Below are 15,209 nucleotides of genomic sequence, written 5' to 3'. Positions count from 1 at the left end.
GCCAAAGGGCTGAAAAGGCCGTAACCGGCGCAGTTCGATGTTTGTTCAACGGATATCTGGTGCAGCTTTGTGTTTTTCCTGCGGCGGGATACTGGTGCAGTTGGCCGGAATAGCGGGTTCTGGCGCAGTGTCGTGTCGGCAGAAAAACCATCCTATGGTGCAGATTTTTATCGTCGCAATGACGATAAGCTTTACCTCAAAAATTACCCTTATTGATAGGTAACGACCTAAAAATATTCTGCCGGAATAATTTTAGGCGTTCCCCGATTGATCGTTAAAAATACGAAGGTAAAACCTTTCAGAAAGCAAAGAAGCAGATCCCGCTCGTCAGGATCTGCTCCTGTCAGAGAATTAACGGTCAGGCTGTACCCGCGGCCTTATGCTGCTGTGCATAAATATACGGCGCGACATATCCTTCGCGGTTTACGTCCAGATAATCCGACCACCACTGCATCATTTCGATTCTGGCTTCCAGATGCTCCGCTTTATGCACGTAGGCCGCCCGCACACCATTGCGCTCTTTGTGGCTCATCTGCCGCTCAATAGCGTCTTTTGACCAGCGTCCCGACTCGTTCAAGGCGCTACAGGCCATGGTCCTAAAGCCGTGGCCGCACACCTCGGTTTTGGTGTCATAGCCAATTACGCGCAGCGCCTTGTTGATGGTGTTTTCACTCATCGGCTTGTTCAGCGTATGTGCGCCCGGAAAAACGAATACCGATTCGCCGGAAATCACCTGAATCTGTTTCAATAGGGCGACCGCCTGCCGTGACAACGGCACCAGATGTTCATCCTTCATCTTTGCGCCACGCTCTGAGAACCTTACGCCTTTTACGGTTTCACGCTTTGCAGGCACCGTCCAGATATGGGCTTTCAGGTTGAATTCATCCCAGCGAGCGAGTCGCAACTCGCTGGAGCGCAGAAAAACATGCAGGCTTAATTCCAGCGCCAGACGAGTCAGCACCCGGCCTTTGTAGTTTTCCATTTTCTCCAGTAGTTCAGGCAGGCGTTTCAGCGGCAGGGCGGGGTGATGTTGGGTCACAACCGGGGTCACGACGCCATCCAGATCGTAAGCCGGATTATATTTAATCACGCCCTGCTGTACGGCGTGGCGCATGATTTTGGTCAGATGCTGGCGCACCCGTCCGGCAACGTCATGCACCCCTTTGTCGTCAATCGCCTTAACCAACTGCGCCAGATGGCGGGTTTCAACCTGCGCGATATCCATCGCACCGATCGCGGGGAAAACGTAGCGTTTCAGGCAGGTGAGGATCTTATCGGCGTGAGCGTCCGACCAGAGCTTAAGGCTGCTGGTGTGCCACGTCATTGCGACATACTGAAAGGTACGGGATTCATCAACGGCGGCGTTATCCGTTTTGCGGATCAAGGAAGGGCTGATGCCGGACGCCAGCAGTTTACGCGCCGTGTCGCGCTTTTCACGGGCTTCCGCCAACGTAATCTGAGGATAGCGGCCAAAGGCCAGACGGTTTTCCTTACCGCCGAAGCGATAGCGGAAATACCATAACTTAGCGCCGCTGGCGGATACCGTCAGGTACAGACCTTGCGAATCGGTAAGTTTGTAGGATTTTGCGAGAGGTTTGGCTGCGCGGATTTTACTGTCATTCAGGGCCATGTGAGGGTCTCCTTCGTTCATCGAACTGAACGACCCGCAATCTGACCCCAAATTTTCCGGATACGAAGGGATAAATCAAAACGCATCGGGAAAGATTTTTACGCCAACTTATTGAATTACATACACATGGGGATTTATAAGGAGGCATAAAAAAGGAAAGGTGGTGCCCGGACTCGGAATCGAACCAAGGACACGAGGATTTTCAATCCTCTGCTCTACCGACTGAGCTATCCGGGCAACGGGGCGCATTAAACCGTATTGCCTGCGCGGCGTCAACGGGTTTCTGTCACAAACCCGCGTGCTTGCTCTATTTTCAGGCAATATTGCTGTTTCCGGCAGCCGCTGTTTAATCTTCCGGCGACGGGTGAGGTTGCTTTCGGTTCGTCATGCGGGCGTTCGTTATCGTGTTGCGGGTTGATACAAAACCAAAGCCGGTCGTTTCTTGAATTTGGCGGAAAATAATGCCAATATTGCGCGGTTTTTAACTTCCTGTTCGCTTGAACGCCTTGTTCATCCCGTGGCTAAAGAGGGCTGCTGATATGTCGGATTCATTGCTCATGGTGCGAAATGCCTGCGCCGGATCTTTGATGACGGCGTCGTGCGCTTCTTGTTTCCGCCGCTTTTTCCTGTCTCTACGATTATCCCCCGCCACCATGCGGTGAGGCGTTCGTACGCTCACTGTTAGGCATGATTAAAAATAGAGTTCCGCTCTGATTTTACTGATGTCTATCGGATGGCGCTGGCTTCAGTTTGCTCATTCTTGACCTACAGTAATCACTGTGGGGATCGTGCGTTCGTCGTTACCGATCGGCATTGTGATTGGTCGGGATTGTTATCCCTGCGCCGTGTCTTCCGGACACGTACACTCATCCTTAACCGTTTGGGTTTGGTTAAATGAAACAGTTAAAAATTGCGGCTAATTCGGCGGTTGCCGCCCGTTTAATCACTGCACGAGAAATTGTTGCGCTAAGTCAGACTGATTTTACCGATGTGGCCGCGGTCGTCGTCTCCATTGAGGAAGCCCGCTGTGGAATTTTGTCGATATTGCATCACACCGGTTTTACCATCCCGGCTTTTGTGGCGCTGGATAACCATGTCGATTCACTGTCCGACATGTTGCCGGCAGGCAGCGAGTGGTTGCCGCTGGACGAGGACGGCGCCTATGCCGAGGTGCTGGAGCGCGCCGCGCAGCGCTATCAGGAGACGCTGCTGCCGCCGTTTTTCGATACGCTGGTCAAGTATGTCGAAATGGAAAACACCACCTTTGCCTGTCCGGGGCATCAGGGCGGACAATTTTTCCGCAAGCATCCGGCCGGCCGGCAGTTTTTTGATTTTTACGGCGAGAATATTTTCCGTTCGGATATTTGCAACGCCGATGTGAAGCTGGGCGATTTGCTGATCCATGAAGGCGCCGCCAAGAAGGCGCAGAAATTCGCCGCTCGCGTGTTTAATGCGGATAAAACCTACTTTGTGCTGAACGGAACCTCCGCGGCGAATAAGGTGGTGACCAACGCGCTGCTGACGCGCGGCGATCTGGTGCTGTTTGACCGCAACAATCATAAATCCAATCACCACGGCGCGCTGATTCAGGCCGGCGCGACGCCTGTCTATATGGAAACCGCGCGTAATCCATTCGGTTTTATCGGCGGGATTGACGCCCGCTGTTTTGATGAAGCCTATCTGCGTAATCTGGTGAGCGAAGTGGCGCCGGAGCGGGCTAATCAACAGCGTCCGTTTCGTCTGGCGGTTATCCAGCTCGGCACCTACGACGGGACGATTTATAACGCGCGTCAGGTGGTCGATAGCATCGGTCATCTCTGCGACTACATTCTGTTTGATTCCGCCTGGGTGGGATACGAGCAGTTTATTCCGATGATGGAGCAATGCTCGCCGTTGTTGCTGGATCTGAATGAAAACGATCCCGGCATTTTTGTTACCCAATCGGTGCATAAACAGCAGGCCGGCTTCTCCCAGACGTCGCAGATACATAAGAAAGACACGCACATTAAAGGCCAGCGGCGTTTCTGTAATCATAAACGCTTTAATAACGCCTTTATGTTGCATGCCACCACCAGCCCGTTCTACCCGCTGTTCGCCGCGCTGGATGTGAACGCCAAAATGCATGAGGGTACCAGCGGGCGCCGGTTATGGCTGGAGTGTGTGAAAATCGGCATTGAGGCGCGTAAGCAACTGCTGACGCGTTGTGATTTGTTTCAGCCGTTTGTGCCGCCGACGATAGCGGGGATCCCGTGGCAGGATCACGATACGGACATTATTGCGCATGATGTGCGCTTCTTTAATTTCGAGCCGGGTGAAAAATGGCACTCGTTTGACGGTTACGCGCAGGATCAATATTTTATCGACCCCTGTAAATTACTGTTAACCACGCCGGGAATCGATGCGATGAGCGGCGAATATACCGATTTTGGCGTTCCTGCGACCATTCTGGCCAATTATCTGCGCGAGCATGGCATTATTCCTGAGAAATGCGATCTGAATTCGATACTGTTCCTGCTGACGCCGGCGGAAGACAGCGTCAAAATGCAGCGCCTGGTAGAGGCTATCGTCCATTTTGAACGGCTGATCGCCAGAGATGCGCCGTTGAGCGAAGTGTTGCCCAGTCTGTATCAAAAATACGAACGACGTTATCGCGGTTACACTTTACGTCGGCTGTGTCAGGAAATGCATGACTTCTATGCCGGTCACAATGTGAAAGACTTGCAGAAAGCGATGTTCCGTAAAGCGGACTTTCCCGCGGCGGCGATGCTGCCGCAGGAAGCCAACAGCGAATTTGTGCGCGGAAATATCGAACTGGTGCCGATAGCTGAAATCGCCGGCCGAATCGCGGCGGAAGGCGCGTTGCCTTATCCTCCGGGCGTGTTGTGCGTGGTGCCGGGCGAAGTATGGGGCGGGGCGGTGCAGCGCTATTTTCTGGCTTTGGAGGCCGGGATCAATCTGCTGCCGGGATTTTCCCCCGAGCTGCAAGGCGTCTACAGCGTGGCGGAGGAAGACGGCGGCAAACGGCTTTATGGCTATGTGATTGAGCAGTAATGACGACAGGCCCGGTTCACCGGGCCTGTTCGTCTTCAGATGGCGGCGGACTCCTGCTCCCGGCTTTCATCTTCAGACGCCTGGCTGGCCTTGCGCTTGCGCAGCCCTAACCAGCCCGCGGTCAGCATTAATGCCAGAATGGGAAGGGAAGCGATAGTCCAGGTTCCGTTCGGGTAGTCAAACGCCATCAGCACCAGCACGCCCAGCAGAAACGCCAGCGTCAGCCAGGAGGTCACCGGCGCCCACGGCATTTTGAAAGACACCGGGCTGGCTTTCCCCTGAGAAATGGCCTTACGCAGCTTCATCTGGCAGACGATGATGAATCCCCAGGAGGAGAGTATGCCCAGCGAAGCCACATTCAGGACGATTTCAAACACCTGGGACGGCACGATGTAGTTAAGAAAAACGCCGATAATATGAATGCTCACCGTCACTAAAATGCCGGTATAAGGAACGGCTTGGCGACTCATCTTCGACAGAAACTTCGGGCCTGACCCGCCCAGCGACAGCGAGCGCAAAATGCGCCCGGTGGAGTACAGACCGGAGTTCAGGCTGGATAGCGCGGCGGATAACACGACAATGTTCATAATCGAGTCGATGTATGGCACGCCCAGTTTGCTGAAAAAGGTCACGAAAGGACTTTGCCCGGCCTGATAGGCGTTCCAGGGCAGCAGACAGACCAGCAGGGTGATGGAGCCGACATAAAATATGCCGATACGCCAGATCACGCTGTTCACGGCTTTCGGCAGCACGGTTTCCGGATTCCGGCACTCGCCGGCGGTAATACCGATCATTTCCACGCCCGCGAAGGCGAAAATCACCCCTTGCATCAGCACCAGCGCAGGCAAGAGTCCGTGCGGGAAGATGCCGCCGTTATCGGTGATCAGATGCAAGCCGGTCTGGTTACCGTCCAGGGGCGTGCCTATGCCGAGATAAACGCTCCCCACCACCAGAAACAGAGAAATAGCGGCCACTTTGATCAGCGCGAACCAGAACTCCATTTCGGCAAACCATTTCACGCCGATCAGGTTCATCATGGTGACGAGAGACAGGGCAATCAATGCAAAAAGCCATTGCGGCACGTCGGCGAAGGTACCCCAGTAGTGCATATAAAGCGCCACCGCGGTGATGTCGACGATGCCGGTCATGGCCCAGTTGAGGAAATACATCCAGCCCGCTGCATAAGCGGCTTTTTCGCCTAAAAATTCACGGGCGTAGGAGACGAAGCTGCCGCTGGTCGGACGGTGGACGATAAGCTCGCCCAGCGCGCGCAGAATGAAAAATGCGAAAATGCCGCAGGTCAGGTAGACCAGCGCCAGCGCCGGGCCGGCCATCTGTAAACGCGCGCCGGCGCCGAGAAACAGTCCGGTGCCGATAGAACCGCCGATGGCAATCATTTGAACGTGACGATTACCTAATCCTTTGTTATAACCTGCTTCATGTGAGTCCAGCCAACGTCGTTTTTGGTTTGCATCATGTCCGCTATTTGTTCTTTTGCTTTGAGTCATTACTTACCTGTACACCTGTCGGTTACTCATGTTTAATTTTGTAAGATGTTGAATTTAAATATGTTGTGTTTTTTATTTGCTCTGAATTTGTTAAACCGATTTTGCCAATTCAAAGGTAATGGCGCAAAAAATGGCGTCAATGTTACCCTTTCTCGACATGGGTGGCAAAAATGCGTTTCCGCAGAGGGGGACGGTTGGCCGGCATTATTGCAGTCAGTAAGGCTGCCTTACTGACTGTCGGATACGCGGATGGCGGTGCTTAACGGGATTGATGACTCGCTGTGCGGCGCTTTATTTTTTCAGACACGATTGTTTTACGTCTTATAATATTCCTTCGAATGGATTCCAACTTTTGCTGCCTTTTACCTCGTTGAGATAATAAGCGTAATTTGCCGTTATTCCCCAAATCATCGCGGTTAAGAGATTAATAATCAGATCGAAGACAGCCGGGAAGCGCGAGCCGGTCGCCTCTTCCACCATCAACTGAATAACACTGAATACAGCTATTATCGCAATCAGGGCGAGGTTTTTTCGCCATAACCCGATGATGAAGAAATAGATGCAGCCAAAGAAGAATGCATAGTAATTCATATTAATCAGCAGGCGCCGGAAAAACTTTTCTTGCCTGATGGCGATGCGGAATTCTTTTGTTTTTGGTGCGCCGTATCGCTCAAAAAAATCGAAACGGGTTTGCCATTTTTTCGAATACTTACCTGTTTCCGTTGTTTTCATGGTGCTCCCTTCTCTTATTTGATCATCGGACTTGAATAATCAGTGCGGCGCAATTTTACTATCAGATAGGTTATCTTGCTATAAAATATCGACTCGCCGCAGTCTGAAAATACCAGGCTAACATAATGATTTAAAATTGTATTATTAGCAGCGTCTGTTCGTGCGCAGGAGGCGGTCATAGGCGCCGTCATGCTATTTTGCGATTCCCCGCGATGCGCCGTTTTAGCAAATAAAAGGTACTAAATAGCGTTTTAGGTCTCTTGCAACGGTAACTTTCAGTAAAAAGGCGACGTTCATTTATTCCCTTCATTGTTCACATCGCCGCGTATACGCATTTTTGCGCGGTAAACGTTGTCGGGGGCTAGCGGAGCTTTCCATTATGAAATTCTTTTTTATCGTTTTTACCTGGGGTTGTCTGTTGTGTTTCTCGTCGCCGACCTCTTCAGCTGTGGGCTATCGGCAGTTGGATTTGGCCGACGATCGGGGGGGACGAGCGCTGAGCGGCGTCGTGCTGTATCCGACGGATGCCGCCGGGGATACGGCGCCGCTCGGCGAGAATACCGCTTTTTTCGGCGTGCCGGTGATTAACGATGCGCCGCCGCGGTCAGGTTTACATCCGTTGGCGGTGCTTTCCCACGGTTATGGCGGAAACTGGCGCAATCAACTTTGGCTGGCCTACGCGCTGGCGCAAAAAGGATATATCGTGGCGGCCATTAATCACCCCGGCACCACATCCTTCGATATGAAACCCGCGCTGGCGGCGAAACTTTGGCTGCGGCCCGACGACATCAGCCGGGTGATTACCGCTTTGCAGGAAAGTTCGGATATTGCAGGGAAGACGGCATCGGAGCAGGTTGCCGTGATCGGACATTCACTGGGCGGCTGGACGGCATTAGCCGTGGCCGGCGCGCGTTTCAACGCCGAACGGTTCGCAGAGGATTGCCTGACGCGGCCACAGCTCGCCTCCTGCAAAACCTATCAGGCGATCGGCGCGGGAAAGGATGCAAAGTCGAGAGCGCGGATTGATGCGTCTGCGCGGGATCAACGGGTCAGCGCGGTCGTTTCGCTCGACCTCGGACTGGCGAGCGGCTTTACCCCGGCGAGTCTTGCCGCCGTGAGCATACCCGTACTGGTTATCGCCGCCGGCGTTCCCGATCCCGTTCTGCCGGCCTCGCTTGAGTCACAGTATCTGATGAAGTCTCTGCCGGGAGAAATGTCCCAATATTGGGAGAGCGCTGATGCCACGCATTTTAGCTTTATGCAGCTTTGCAAACCGGGCGCGGCAGACCTCATCAATGCCTCAGATCCGGGTGAGGGCATTATCTGCATGGATGGCGCCGGGGGTTCCCGCGAGGCTATTCATCTTGCGCTGATCGAGAAGATCAGCGGCTTTCTGGCGCAGGCATGGCAACGGCGCTAGCGGCGGCTGATGAAGCGTTGGCGCGTCGCCACTGGCTGGGAGTCATTCCCGTGGATTTCAAAAACTCCCGATTGAAGTTTGATTTGGTCTGGAAACCGCAGGCCAACATGATGTCGGTGATGCGTTCATCCGTCTGGCTGAGTAATCGCCGGGCCTCATCAATACGATAGCCGTTCACGATTTGAGAGATATTGCGTCCGTAAACGCGATTAATGGCTTCCGAAAGTTGTCGGGTAGGGATGCCCAGCCGACGGGCAAGGCGTTGGATCGTCATATTGGGGTCGGTATAGAGATTATGGGTGCGGATCAATTGGTCCAGTTTTTCCGCCAGCGCCCGATCTTCAGCGCTGGCGGGCTGTATGTCGTCGCTGTCTTTTTGCTCTGCCGCTCCCGCCAGGGAGGGATTTTTCGTCACAATCAGAACGGTCAGAACGACGAGTGTGGCCATGTGGGCGGCGGCAATGATTCCCGGCGCCTGCCTGCCGTCAAAAATAGCCAGATCCAGCGCGATGGCGATATCCGCCAGGCCTGAGAAGATAAAATAAACGCCGGCCAGAAAGGACGTTCTTTTCCATCGCGGCTGTTCCGATGGCTGAGCACATGATGCATGAACCAGCGCGACGCCATAACCGGCGTAAATCATCAGCAGCGATAAATCGAGCAGGTAGGTTTTCATGGCCGTCAGGAGGGCCACGCCGACCACGGGAAGCAGATGCCGACAGTAACGTGTGCGCTGTCCGCCGTCGCGAATGTCCGGTTTGAAGCTCAGCCAAAACAGCGCAGGCACGGCGGCGGCGACAATCGGCTGTAAAAAGGCGGGCAGCGGCAGCGATGTACCCCAGTGAAATCCGCATAGGGCGATGGCGAGACAACTGACGGCGACAAACGCCGTTTCTGTTTTTGTCGAACGGCGGTTGCCGTTAACGCGCCGCAGGCGCAGGAAAAGGACGATGAGCAGGAACGCGGTGATAAAAGGTAACGGTATTGCGGGCATGCCGGTTCCTTGTGCAGTCGGATAGGGATGGAGGCGCTTATGATACCGAGCCTCTGGTCATCCGTACCAGAGGCTCAGCCGTTATTATTGCGATATCGCTAGCGGCGGTAATTCTTCTGGGCGGAATTGACCTTATACAGATAACGCCGTGACTCGCTTGACGGATGTTTGGTGGTCAGCGTGTTATACACGTCGCTCGGCGACATGCCGTTGATAACATCGATAGCACGGCTCCTGTCGCTGGAGAACACGCGCAATACGCTGCCCGCGCCGCCGTTGTAGGCGGTGATAACGGCGTAGCGCCGCGACGTCGGGTTCTCAATGCCGGCTAAATAGCTATTCTTCAGGATCGACAGATAAGCGGTGCCTGCATCAATGTTATTTTCCGGATCGAACAGGTAGCTGCGGCTTGGCTGTCCCCATTTCCCTTTCATTTTGAAGACGTCGCGGCCGGCGCTGTGCTGGACGACCTGCATCAATCCCAGCGCGTCCGCATGGCTGACGGCATAAGGGTTGAAGCTGGATTCGGTTTGCATGATGGCCAGGATTAGCGACTCCTCAACGCCATAGCGCTCCGCGGCTTTGCGCACCAGCGGCAGGTATTTGTGCGCGCGCTTATCCAGGTGGTTGGGGACTAACTGGATGGTGATCGACCAGATAACATGCAGCCCGGAATTGCGTTTTTGCAATCGGTTTTGTATCAGGTAATCGGCAAAGTTGGCGGCGCGGCCTTCCCAGCGGATCGGCTCTCCGGTATTGTCCAGCACCTGGCCGTACAGCATGGGCTCACGGCTGATCTGAATGTCGTTGGCGTCCGAATACAGGTCGGTGTTGCTGGCGTCATCGCCCATCAGCAGGGTGGTGATGATGGCCTGGCGCAAACTGGCCGTGGAGTTGGTCGCCGAGATGGTTTCAATGGTGATGGTACCGGCATCGAAGTTGATGTGGCTGCGGGTCTGATATTGGTCGGTATATTTTACGTAGTCCTTCGGCCCGGCAATCAGGACTTCATTCATGCCCCAGATATTCTCGATATCATGGGCGAACTGTCCCATCAGAATGTCAAAGGCATTGGTATCCTTGATGAACGCTTCATTGTCGGTCGAGCTTTTATTTCCCGAACAGGAAACCAATAACGGTGCGATGATCAGCAGAGCTAAAATTTTCTTCATATAAAAAGCCGTGTCGGAATAAGGGCGCAAAAGGGCCGTCCGGCCCTGCAATATCAATGACTCGGAGGCGTGTAACCTTCGACATGCACGTCCTTACCTTCAAACAGGAACTTGACCATTTCCTGTTCCAGCAGTTTGCGATCTTCAACGTTCATCATGCTCAGCTTCTTTTCGTTGATCAGCATGGTTTGCTTGGCTTGCCATTGCGCCCAGGCGTCTTTTGATATCTCGTTGTAGATGCGTTTGCCCAGTTCTCCGGGATAGAGCTGAAAGTCCTGCCCTTCGGCTTCACGTTGTAAAAAAGTACAAAAAATGGTTCTGCTCATGCTTCTTCCTCGTTAATTTTGCAGGCATTCGATTGTATTGGCTGTGGCTGGGCCAATTCGCGCAGCAGGCGTTCAACCGGGGTGGCCAATCCGACAGAGGGCGGCTGCGCTAAGTTATACCAGAGACCTGGGCCATCATCCATGCAAGACCCGGTTTGTGGGATATCCTGCTGTGAAACAGCCAGCCACATCGGCACGATATCCAAATGGAAATGGCTGAACGTGTGCCGGAAAGCGACGAGCTGTTGCAGTCCATCAGCGTTCAGACCACGTTGTCGCAGCCAGAGTTCCAATTCGCTGCGCTGGTTGAACTGCGGAAAGCAAAATAGTCCGCCCCATAGCCCGACCGCGGGCCGCTGTTGTAACCAGACCGTCGACCCCTGTTGCAGCAGCAGGAACCAGCCGGTCTTTTCCGGCAGCGTCTGTTTGGGTTTTTTGCCGGGGTACTGCGACCAACTGTGATTAGCGTAGGCGACGCAGCCGCTATTCAGCGGGCAGAGCTCGCACTTGGGACGGCTGCGGGTACACACCATCGCCCCCAGGTCCATCATCGCCTGATTAAACTGCTCGACGCCGGCGGCGGGCGTTACCGATTCGCTTAATGCCCACAGTTTCTTCTCCACCTCTTTTTTGCCCGGCCAGCCGTCTACCGCATAGCAACGCGCCAGCACCCGCTTTACGTTGCCGTCGAGAATCGGGTAATGCTGTCCCAGCGACAGCGACAGGATGGCGCCGGCGGTAGAGCGCCCGACGCCCGGCAGGTCGGCGATTTCGTCGAACGTGGTCGGAAACACGCCGCCGTGGCGGGCCACGATGGTCTGCGCGGCCTTGTGCAGGTTACGGGCGCGGGCGTAGTAGCCCAGCCCGGTCCACAGGTGCAGCACTTCGTCCAGCGGGGCGGCGGCCAGCGCTTTCACATCCGGAAAGCGCGACATAAAACGTTGAAAATAGGGGATGACCGTGGCGACCTGCGTTTGTTGCAGCATCACTTCGGACAGCCATACCTTATAAGGCGTTTTCTCAAGCTGCCAGGGCAGGGTTTTTCGGCCATAGCGTTGGTACCAGTTCAGCACCTGGTGCGCGAACTGTTGCGCTTGCATCATAAAAGGGATCACTATCCGGCAGGTAAAAAGTTTGACAGCGATTCCAGCACAGAGTGAATGTGCTGTAAACCGGAACTTTCCGAGGCGGCGCTCTTGCTAAACCACAGTATCCTTGCATAATGCGCGTTTCCTTAACGAAATCGGACAGACAGTAAACACTCTTTATGATTAATAACGTCATCTCACCGGAATTTGATGAAAACGGACGCCCGCTGCGTCGCATACGCAGTTTTGTTCGCCGACAGGGGCGTTTGACCAACGGGCAACAACAGGCGCTGGATAACTATTGGCCGGTGATGGGCGTAGCGTTTCAGGCCGAACCGCTGGCGTTTACCTCGCTGTTCGGCCGTGATGCGCCGGTGGTGCTGGAGATCGGTTTCGGTATGGGCGCGTCGCTGGTGACGATGGCGGCGCAGCATCCGGAACAGAATTTCCTCGGCATTGAGGTGCATCTGCCGGGCGTCGGCGCGTGCCTTTCTTCCGCGCATGAGGCGGAGGTCGGCAACCTGCGCGTCATGTGTCATGACGCGGTGGAAGTGCTGGAAAGCATGATCCCCGACGGTTCGCTGTCGATGGTGCAGCTTTTCTTTCCCGACCCGTGGCATAAAGCCCGACATAACAAGCGCCGTATTGTGCAGGTTCCGTTCGTTGAACTGGTGCTGCGCAAATTAAAGGTCGGCGGTGTTTTCCATATGGCGACGGACTGGGAACCTTATGCCCAGCATATGCTCGAAGTGATGGGCTCCGTCGCAGGATATCGTAATCTTTCCGATAATAATGACTATGTTGCGCGGCCGGAATCACGTCCGCTGACGAAATTTGAAGCTCGCGGCCAGCGTTTAGGGCATGGCGTTTGGGATCTGATGTTTGAGAGGATGAAATAATGGCACAAGCTCGTAGCCGTCGTTTACGTAAAAAACTACACATTGATGAGTTTCAGGAACTGGGATTTTCCGTGAGTTGGCGCTTCCCCGAAGGGACCAGCGTTGACGATATCGATCGGATGATGGATAAGTTCGTTGATGACGTGATTGAGCCCAACGGGCTGGCGTTCGAAGGCAGCGGTTATCTGCAATGGCAGGGGCTGGTCTGCCTACAGGAAATCGGTCACTGCACGGACGAGCACCGCCTGTTGGTCGGTCACTGGCTGGAAGGTCAAAGTCTGACGGACGTGAAGGTCAGTGAACTGTTTGATATCTGGTGGGATTTGCCAGAGGAACTGATCTAGATCTTGCTCAGGCTGGTTAACCGCGCCGTTATCCAGCCGCTTTCCGCCCCGCGACGGGCGGACCGTTCACCGTCCCCTCGCTGTTTCCCTCAGGAGAAAATATGCTGCGTAAAATGACTCTGGGTTTATTGATGATGTTAGCCTGGCAGGCTCAGGCCGCCTACCAGTGTAATGTTAATCCGCAGGACGATATCGTTATCAGTCCGCAACATGTGCAGGTCATCGGCGCCAGCGGAAATTTACAGATATCTCCGCAGGGCGACATTATACGTAACGGCGTGCCGCAGACGCTTAGCGCCGAGCAGCGCCGGCAGTCCAAAGCCTATCAGGCGGATTTACGCCAGCAGCTTCCCTGGATCGATCAGGGCGCGCGGCAGCATCTGGAAAAAGCGCGCGTGGCGCTGGATAAAGTGATTGTGCAGGAACTGGGCAGCGACAGTAACGTGCGTAACCGGCTGACCACGCTGAATGGACAGCTCAAACAGCAGATGAACCGCATTATCGAACAGCGCAGCGATGGCCTGACTTTCCACCATCAGGCGATTAAGCAGGTTGAACAGGACGGCAAGCAGATCGTCGAGCAAAGCATGGGCGGCGTATTGCAAGACAGCCTGAACGAAATGGGCGTCAAGCAGATGTCGAGCGGCGGCAATCCGCTACAGGTGATGATGGGCAATCTCGGTGGTTTGCAGAAAGCCATTCAGAGCGAGTGGAACAACCAGGAAATGGCGTTTCAGAGCTTCGGCAACGAGGTATGCGGCCGGGTCACCTCGCTGGAGAATCAGCGTAAAAGTTTGTTGCAAACCTTGAAATAATTCTCCTGCCCTTATCCCCGCCTACTGCCGCGGGGATGACGGGATTGGGCCGCGGGGATGACGGGATTGGGCCGCGGGGATGACGGGATTGGATCGCGGGGATAACGTGGTTGAACCGCAGGGATGACGGATTGGGGCGCAGGGGATGGCGGGATTGGGCCACAGTGGATGGCCCGGTTTCGGTCTTTAAGGCGCCGGAATGGTAAAGCGGCGGTGGATAGCCTCCAGCTCGTCCAGTATTTCTCTATCCAACGTGAGCGCCAGGCTGTCGAGGTTGGTCTGCAACTGCTCCACCGACGTCGCGCCCAGCAGCGTGGTTGCGACAAACGGTTGCTGGCGCACGAAGGCCAGCGCCATTTGCGCCGGATCCAGACCGTGTTTGCGCGCCAGCGCCACATATTCGGCAATCGCCTGTTCAGTATGCGAACCGCTATAGCGCACAAAGCGGCTGAACAGCGTGTTGCGTGCGCCGGCGGGCTTCGCGCCGTTAAGATATTTCCCGGTCAGCGTGCCGAATGCCAGCGCGGAATAGGCCAATAGCTCAATGCCTTCATGCTGGCTGATCTCCGCCAGACCCACTTCAAAACTACGGTTCAGCAAACTATAGGGGTTTTGAATCGACACAATGCGCGGCAGGTCGTGTTTCTCCGCCAGATGCAGATAACGCATTACGCCCCATGGGGTTTCGTTGGACACGCCGATATAACGGATTTTCCCAGCCCGCGCCTGTTCGTTCAGGGCTTCCAGCGTTTCCAATAACGTCACGGCCGGTTTGTCATCCGTATACTGATAACTCAGTTTGCCGAAGCAGTTGGTTTGCCGCTGCGGCCAGTGCAGTTGATATAAATCGAGATAATCGGTGTTCAGACGCCTCAGGCTTTCATCCAGCGCGTCGCGGATGTTTTTTCGATCCAGCGCCTGCTGCGGGCGGATGCCGCTATCGTTGCCGCGAACCGGGCCGGCCACTTTGCTGGCCAGAATCAGTTTTTCACGTCCGCCCCGGGATTTCAGCCAGGAACCAATATAGCTTTCGGTTAATCCCTGGGTTTCCGGCCGCGGCGGCACCGGATACATTTCGGCGGTGTCAATCAGGTTGACGCCGGCGGCAATGGCGTGATCCAGTTGCGCATGCGCTTCGGCTTCGCTGTTTTGTTCGCCAAAGGTCATGGTGCCAAGACCCAGAACACTCACTTCTAAAGCACTGTGGGGAATTCGGTGATATAGCATTGC

At 54.6% G+C, this 15,209-nt stretch carries 13 protein-coding genes and 1 tRNA gene; 5 read left to right on the top strand and 9 right to left on the bottom strand.

What is annotated here, in order from left to right; translation table 11 throughout:
- Nucleotides 1–358 precede the first annotated feature (358 nt).
- Nucleotides 359–1,630 (bottom strand): tyrosine-type recombinase/integrase, encoded by a 1,272-nt coding sequence (locus ABRZ28_RS02585; protein WP_330519415.1) that lies wholly within the window; start codon nt 1,628–1,630, stop codon nt 359–361.
- Between the two features lie 161 nt (nt 1,631–1,791).
- Nucleotides 1,792–1,867, bottom strand: a tRNA-Phe gene (locus ABRZ28_RS02580).
- A gap of 657 nt (nt 1,868–2,524) precedes the next feature.
- Between ABRZ28_RS02580 and ABRZ28_RS02575 the strand changes: the two genes are divergently transcribed.
- Complete coding sequence (locus ABRZ28_RS02575; protein ID WP_319603682.1) at nt 2,525–4,681, top strand: ornithine decarboxylase; 2,157 nt, start codon at nt 2,525–2,527, stop codon at nt 4,679–4,681.
- A gap of 35 nt (nt 4,682–4,716) precedes the next feature.
- Here ABRZ28_RS02575 and ansP read toward each other — a convergent pair whose 3' ends face one another.
- Both ansP and ABRZ28_RS02565 read right to left on the bottom strand, forming a co-directional pair.
- Nucleotides 4,717–6,189, bottom strand: a complete 1,473-nt coding sequence (gene ansP / locus ABRZ28_RS02570) for an L-asparagine permease (protein ID WP_330519414.1) — start codon at nt 6,187–6,189, stop codon at nt 4,717–4,719.
- A gap of 321 nt (nt 6,190–6,510) precedes the next feature.
- Entirely contained in the window at nt 6,511–6,921 is a 411-nt protein-coding gene (locus ABRZ28_RS02565) for a DUF2628 domain-containing protein (RefSeq protein ID WP_330519413.1), read from the bottom strand.
- A gap of 379 nt (nt 6,922–7,300) precedes the next feature.
- Between ABRZ28_RS02565 and ABRZ28_RS02560 the strand changes: the two genes are divergently transcribed.
- The gene (locus tag ABRZ28_RS02560; RefSeq protein ID WP_330519412.1) at nt 7,301–8,341 is read left to right on the top strand and encodes an alpha/beta hydrolase family protein; all 1,041 of its coding nucleotides are present in this window, start codon (nt 7,301–7,303) and stop codon (nt 8,339–8,341) included.
- On the opposite strand, the gene ABRZ28_RS02555 is transcribed toward ABRZ28_RS02560, so the two are convergent.
- The 4 genes from ABRZ28_RS02555 to mutY form a co-directional block, all read right to left on the bottom strand.
- Nucleotides 8,304–9,335 carry a helix-turn-helix domain-containing protein gene (locus ABRZ28_RS02555; RefSeq protein ID WP_330519411.1) on the bottom strand — a complete coding sequence of 344 codons (1,032 nt, stop codon included), beginning with the start codon at nt 9,333–9,335 and terminating at the stop codon, nt 8,304–8,306. The two genes, ABRZ28_RS02560 and ABRZ28_RS02555, sit on opposite strands and share 38 nt — an antisense overlap.
- A 98-nt stretch (nt 9,336–9,433) precedes the next feature.
- Entirely contained in the window at nt 9,434–10,507 is a 1,074-nt protein-coding gene (gene mltC, locus ABRZ28_RS02550; RefSeq protein ID WP_319603677.1) for a membrane-bound lytic murein transglycosylase MltC, read from the bottom strand.
- Between the two features lie 53 nt (nt 10,508–10,560).
- Entirely contained in the window at nt 10,561–10,833 is a 273-nt protein-coding gene (locus ABRZ28_RS02545) for an oxidative damage protection protein (protein WP_330519410.1), read from the bottom strand.
- Nucleotides 10,830–11,936 carry an A/G-specific adenine glycosylase gene (gene mutY, locus ABRZ28_RS02540; RefSeq protein WP_319603675.1) on the bottom strand — a complete coding sequence of 369 codons (1,107 nt, stop codon included), beginning with the start codon at nt 11,934–11,936 and terminating at the stop codon, nt 10,830–10,832. Before mutY ends, ABRZ28_RS02545 begins: the two co-directional genes overlap by 4 nt.
- A gap of 164 nt (nt 11,937–12,100) precedes the next feature.
- Here mutY and trmB point away from each other — a divergent pair, with 164 nt between their 5' ends.
- From trmB to ABRZ28_RS02525, 3 genes are all read left to right on the top strand, one after another.
- Nucleotides 12,101–12,820 (top strand): tRNA (guanosine(46)-N7)-methyltransferase TrmB, encoded by a 720-nt coding sequence (trmB, locus tag ABRZ28_RS02535; RefSeq protein WP_319603674.1) that lies wholly within the window; start codon nt 12,101–12,103, stop codon nt 12,818–12,820.
- The gene (locus ABRZ28_RS02530) at nt 12,820–13,164 is read left to right on the top strand and encodes a YggL family protein (protein WP_319603673.1); all 345 of its coding nucleotides are present in this window, start codon (nt 12,820–12,822) and stop codon (nt 13,162–13,164) included. The genes trmB and ABRZ28_RS02530 overlap by 1 nt, the downstream gene beginning before the upstream one ends.
- 101 nt (nt 13,165–13,265) lie before the next feature.
- Nucleotides 13,266–13,979: a YggN family protein gene (locus ABRZ28_RS02525; protein ID WP_319603672.1), complete on the top strand. Its 714-nt coding sequence runs from the start codon at nt 13,266–13,268 to the stop codon at nt 13,977–13,979.
- Nucleotides 13,980–14,165: 186 nt separating this feature from the next.
- Here ABRZ28_RS02525 and ABRZ28_RS02520 read toward each other — a convergent pair whose 3' ends face one another.
- Nucleotides 14,166–15,206: an NADP(H)-dependent aldo-keto reductase gene (locus ABRZ28_RS02520; RefSeq protein WP_330519409.1), complete on the bottom strand. Its 1,041-nt coding sequence runs from the start codon at nt 15,204–15,206 to the stop codon at nt 14,166–14,168.
- Nucleotides 15,207–15,209: the final 3 nt, after the last annotated feature.

Source organism: Brenneria sp. g21c3 (genome assembly GCF_040240345.1).
Lineage (GTDB): Bacteria > Pseudomonadota > Gammaproteobacteria > Enterobacterales > Enterobacteriaceae > Brenneria.
Note: the sequence above shows the minus strand (reverse complement) of the source record. Positions and strands in the feature narration are given on the sequence as shown.

Excerpts from the sequence above, each read along its gene's own strand:
- ABRZ28_RS02530 (WP_319603673.1), top strand. The coding sequence starts at position 12,820 with ATGGCACAAGCTCGTAGCCGTCGTTTACGTAAAAAACTACACATTGAT.
- ABRZ28_RS02545 (WP_330519410.1), bottom strand. The coding sequence starts at position 10,833 with ATGAGCAGAACCATTTTTTGTACTTTTTTACAACGTGAAGCCGAAGGG.
- mltC (WP_319603677.1), bottom strand. The coding sequence starts at position 10,507 with ATGAAGAAAATTTTAGCTCTGCTGATCATCGCACCGTTATTGGTTTCC.
- mutY (WP_319603675.1), bottom strand. The coding sequence starts at position 11,936 with ATGATGCAAGCGCAACAGTTCGCGCACCAGGTGCTGAACTGGTACCAA.
- ABRZ28_RS02555 (WP_330519411.1), bottom strand. The coding sequence starts at position 9,335 with ATGCCCGCAATACCGTTACCTTTTATCACCGCGTTCCTGCTCATCGTC.
- ABRZ28_RS02565 (WP_330519413.1), bottom strand. The coding sequence starts at position 6,921 with ATGAAAACAACGGAAACAGGTAAGTATTCGAAAAAATGGCAAACCCGT.
- ABRZ28_RS02560 (WP_330519412.1), top strand. The coding sequence starts at position 7,301 with ATGAAATTCTTTTTTATCGTTTTTACCTGGGGTTGTCTGTTGTGTTTC.
- ABRZ28_RS02520 (WP_330519409.1), bottom strand. The coding sequence starts at position 15,206 with ATGCTATATCACCGAATTCCCCACAGTGCTTTAGAAGTGAGTGTTCTG.
- ABRZ28_RS02585 (WP_330519415.1), bottom strand. The coding sequence starts at position 1,630 with ATGGCCCTGAATGACAGTAAAATCCGCGCAGCCAAACCTCTCGCAAAA.
- trmB (WP_319603674.1), top strand. The coding sequence starts at position 12,101 with ATGATTAATAACGTCATCTCACCGGAATTTGATGAAAACGGACGCCCG.
- ABRZ28_RS02525 (WP_319603672.1), top strand. The coding sequence starts at position 13,266 with ATGCTGCGTAAAATGACTCTGGGTTTATTGATGATGTTAGCCTGGCAG.
- ansP (WP_330519414.1), bottom strand. The coding sequence starts at position 6,189 with ATGACTCAAAGCAAAAGAACAAATAGCGGACATGATGCAAACCAAAAA.
- ABRZ28_RS02575 (WP_319603682.1), top strand. The coding sequence starts at position 2,525 with ATGAAACAGTTAAAAATTGCGGCTAATTCGGCGGTTGCCGCCCGTTTA.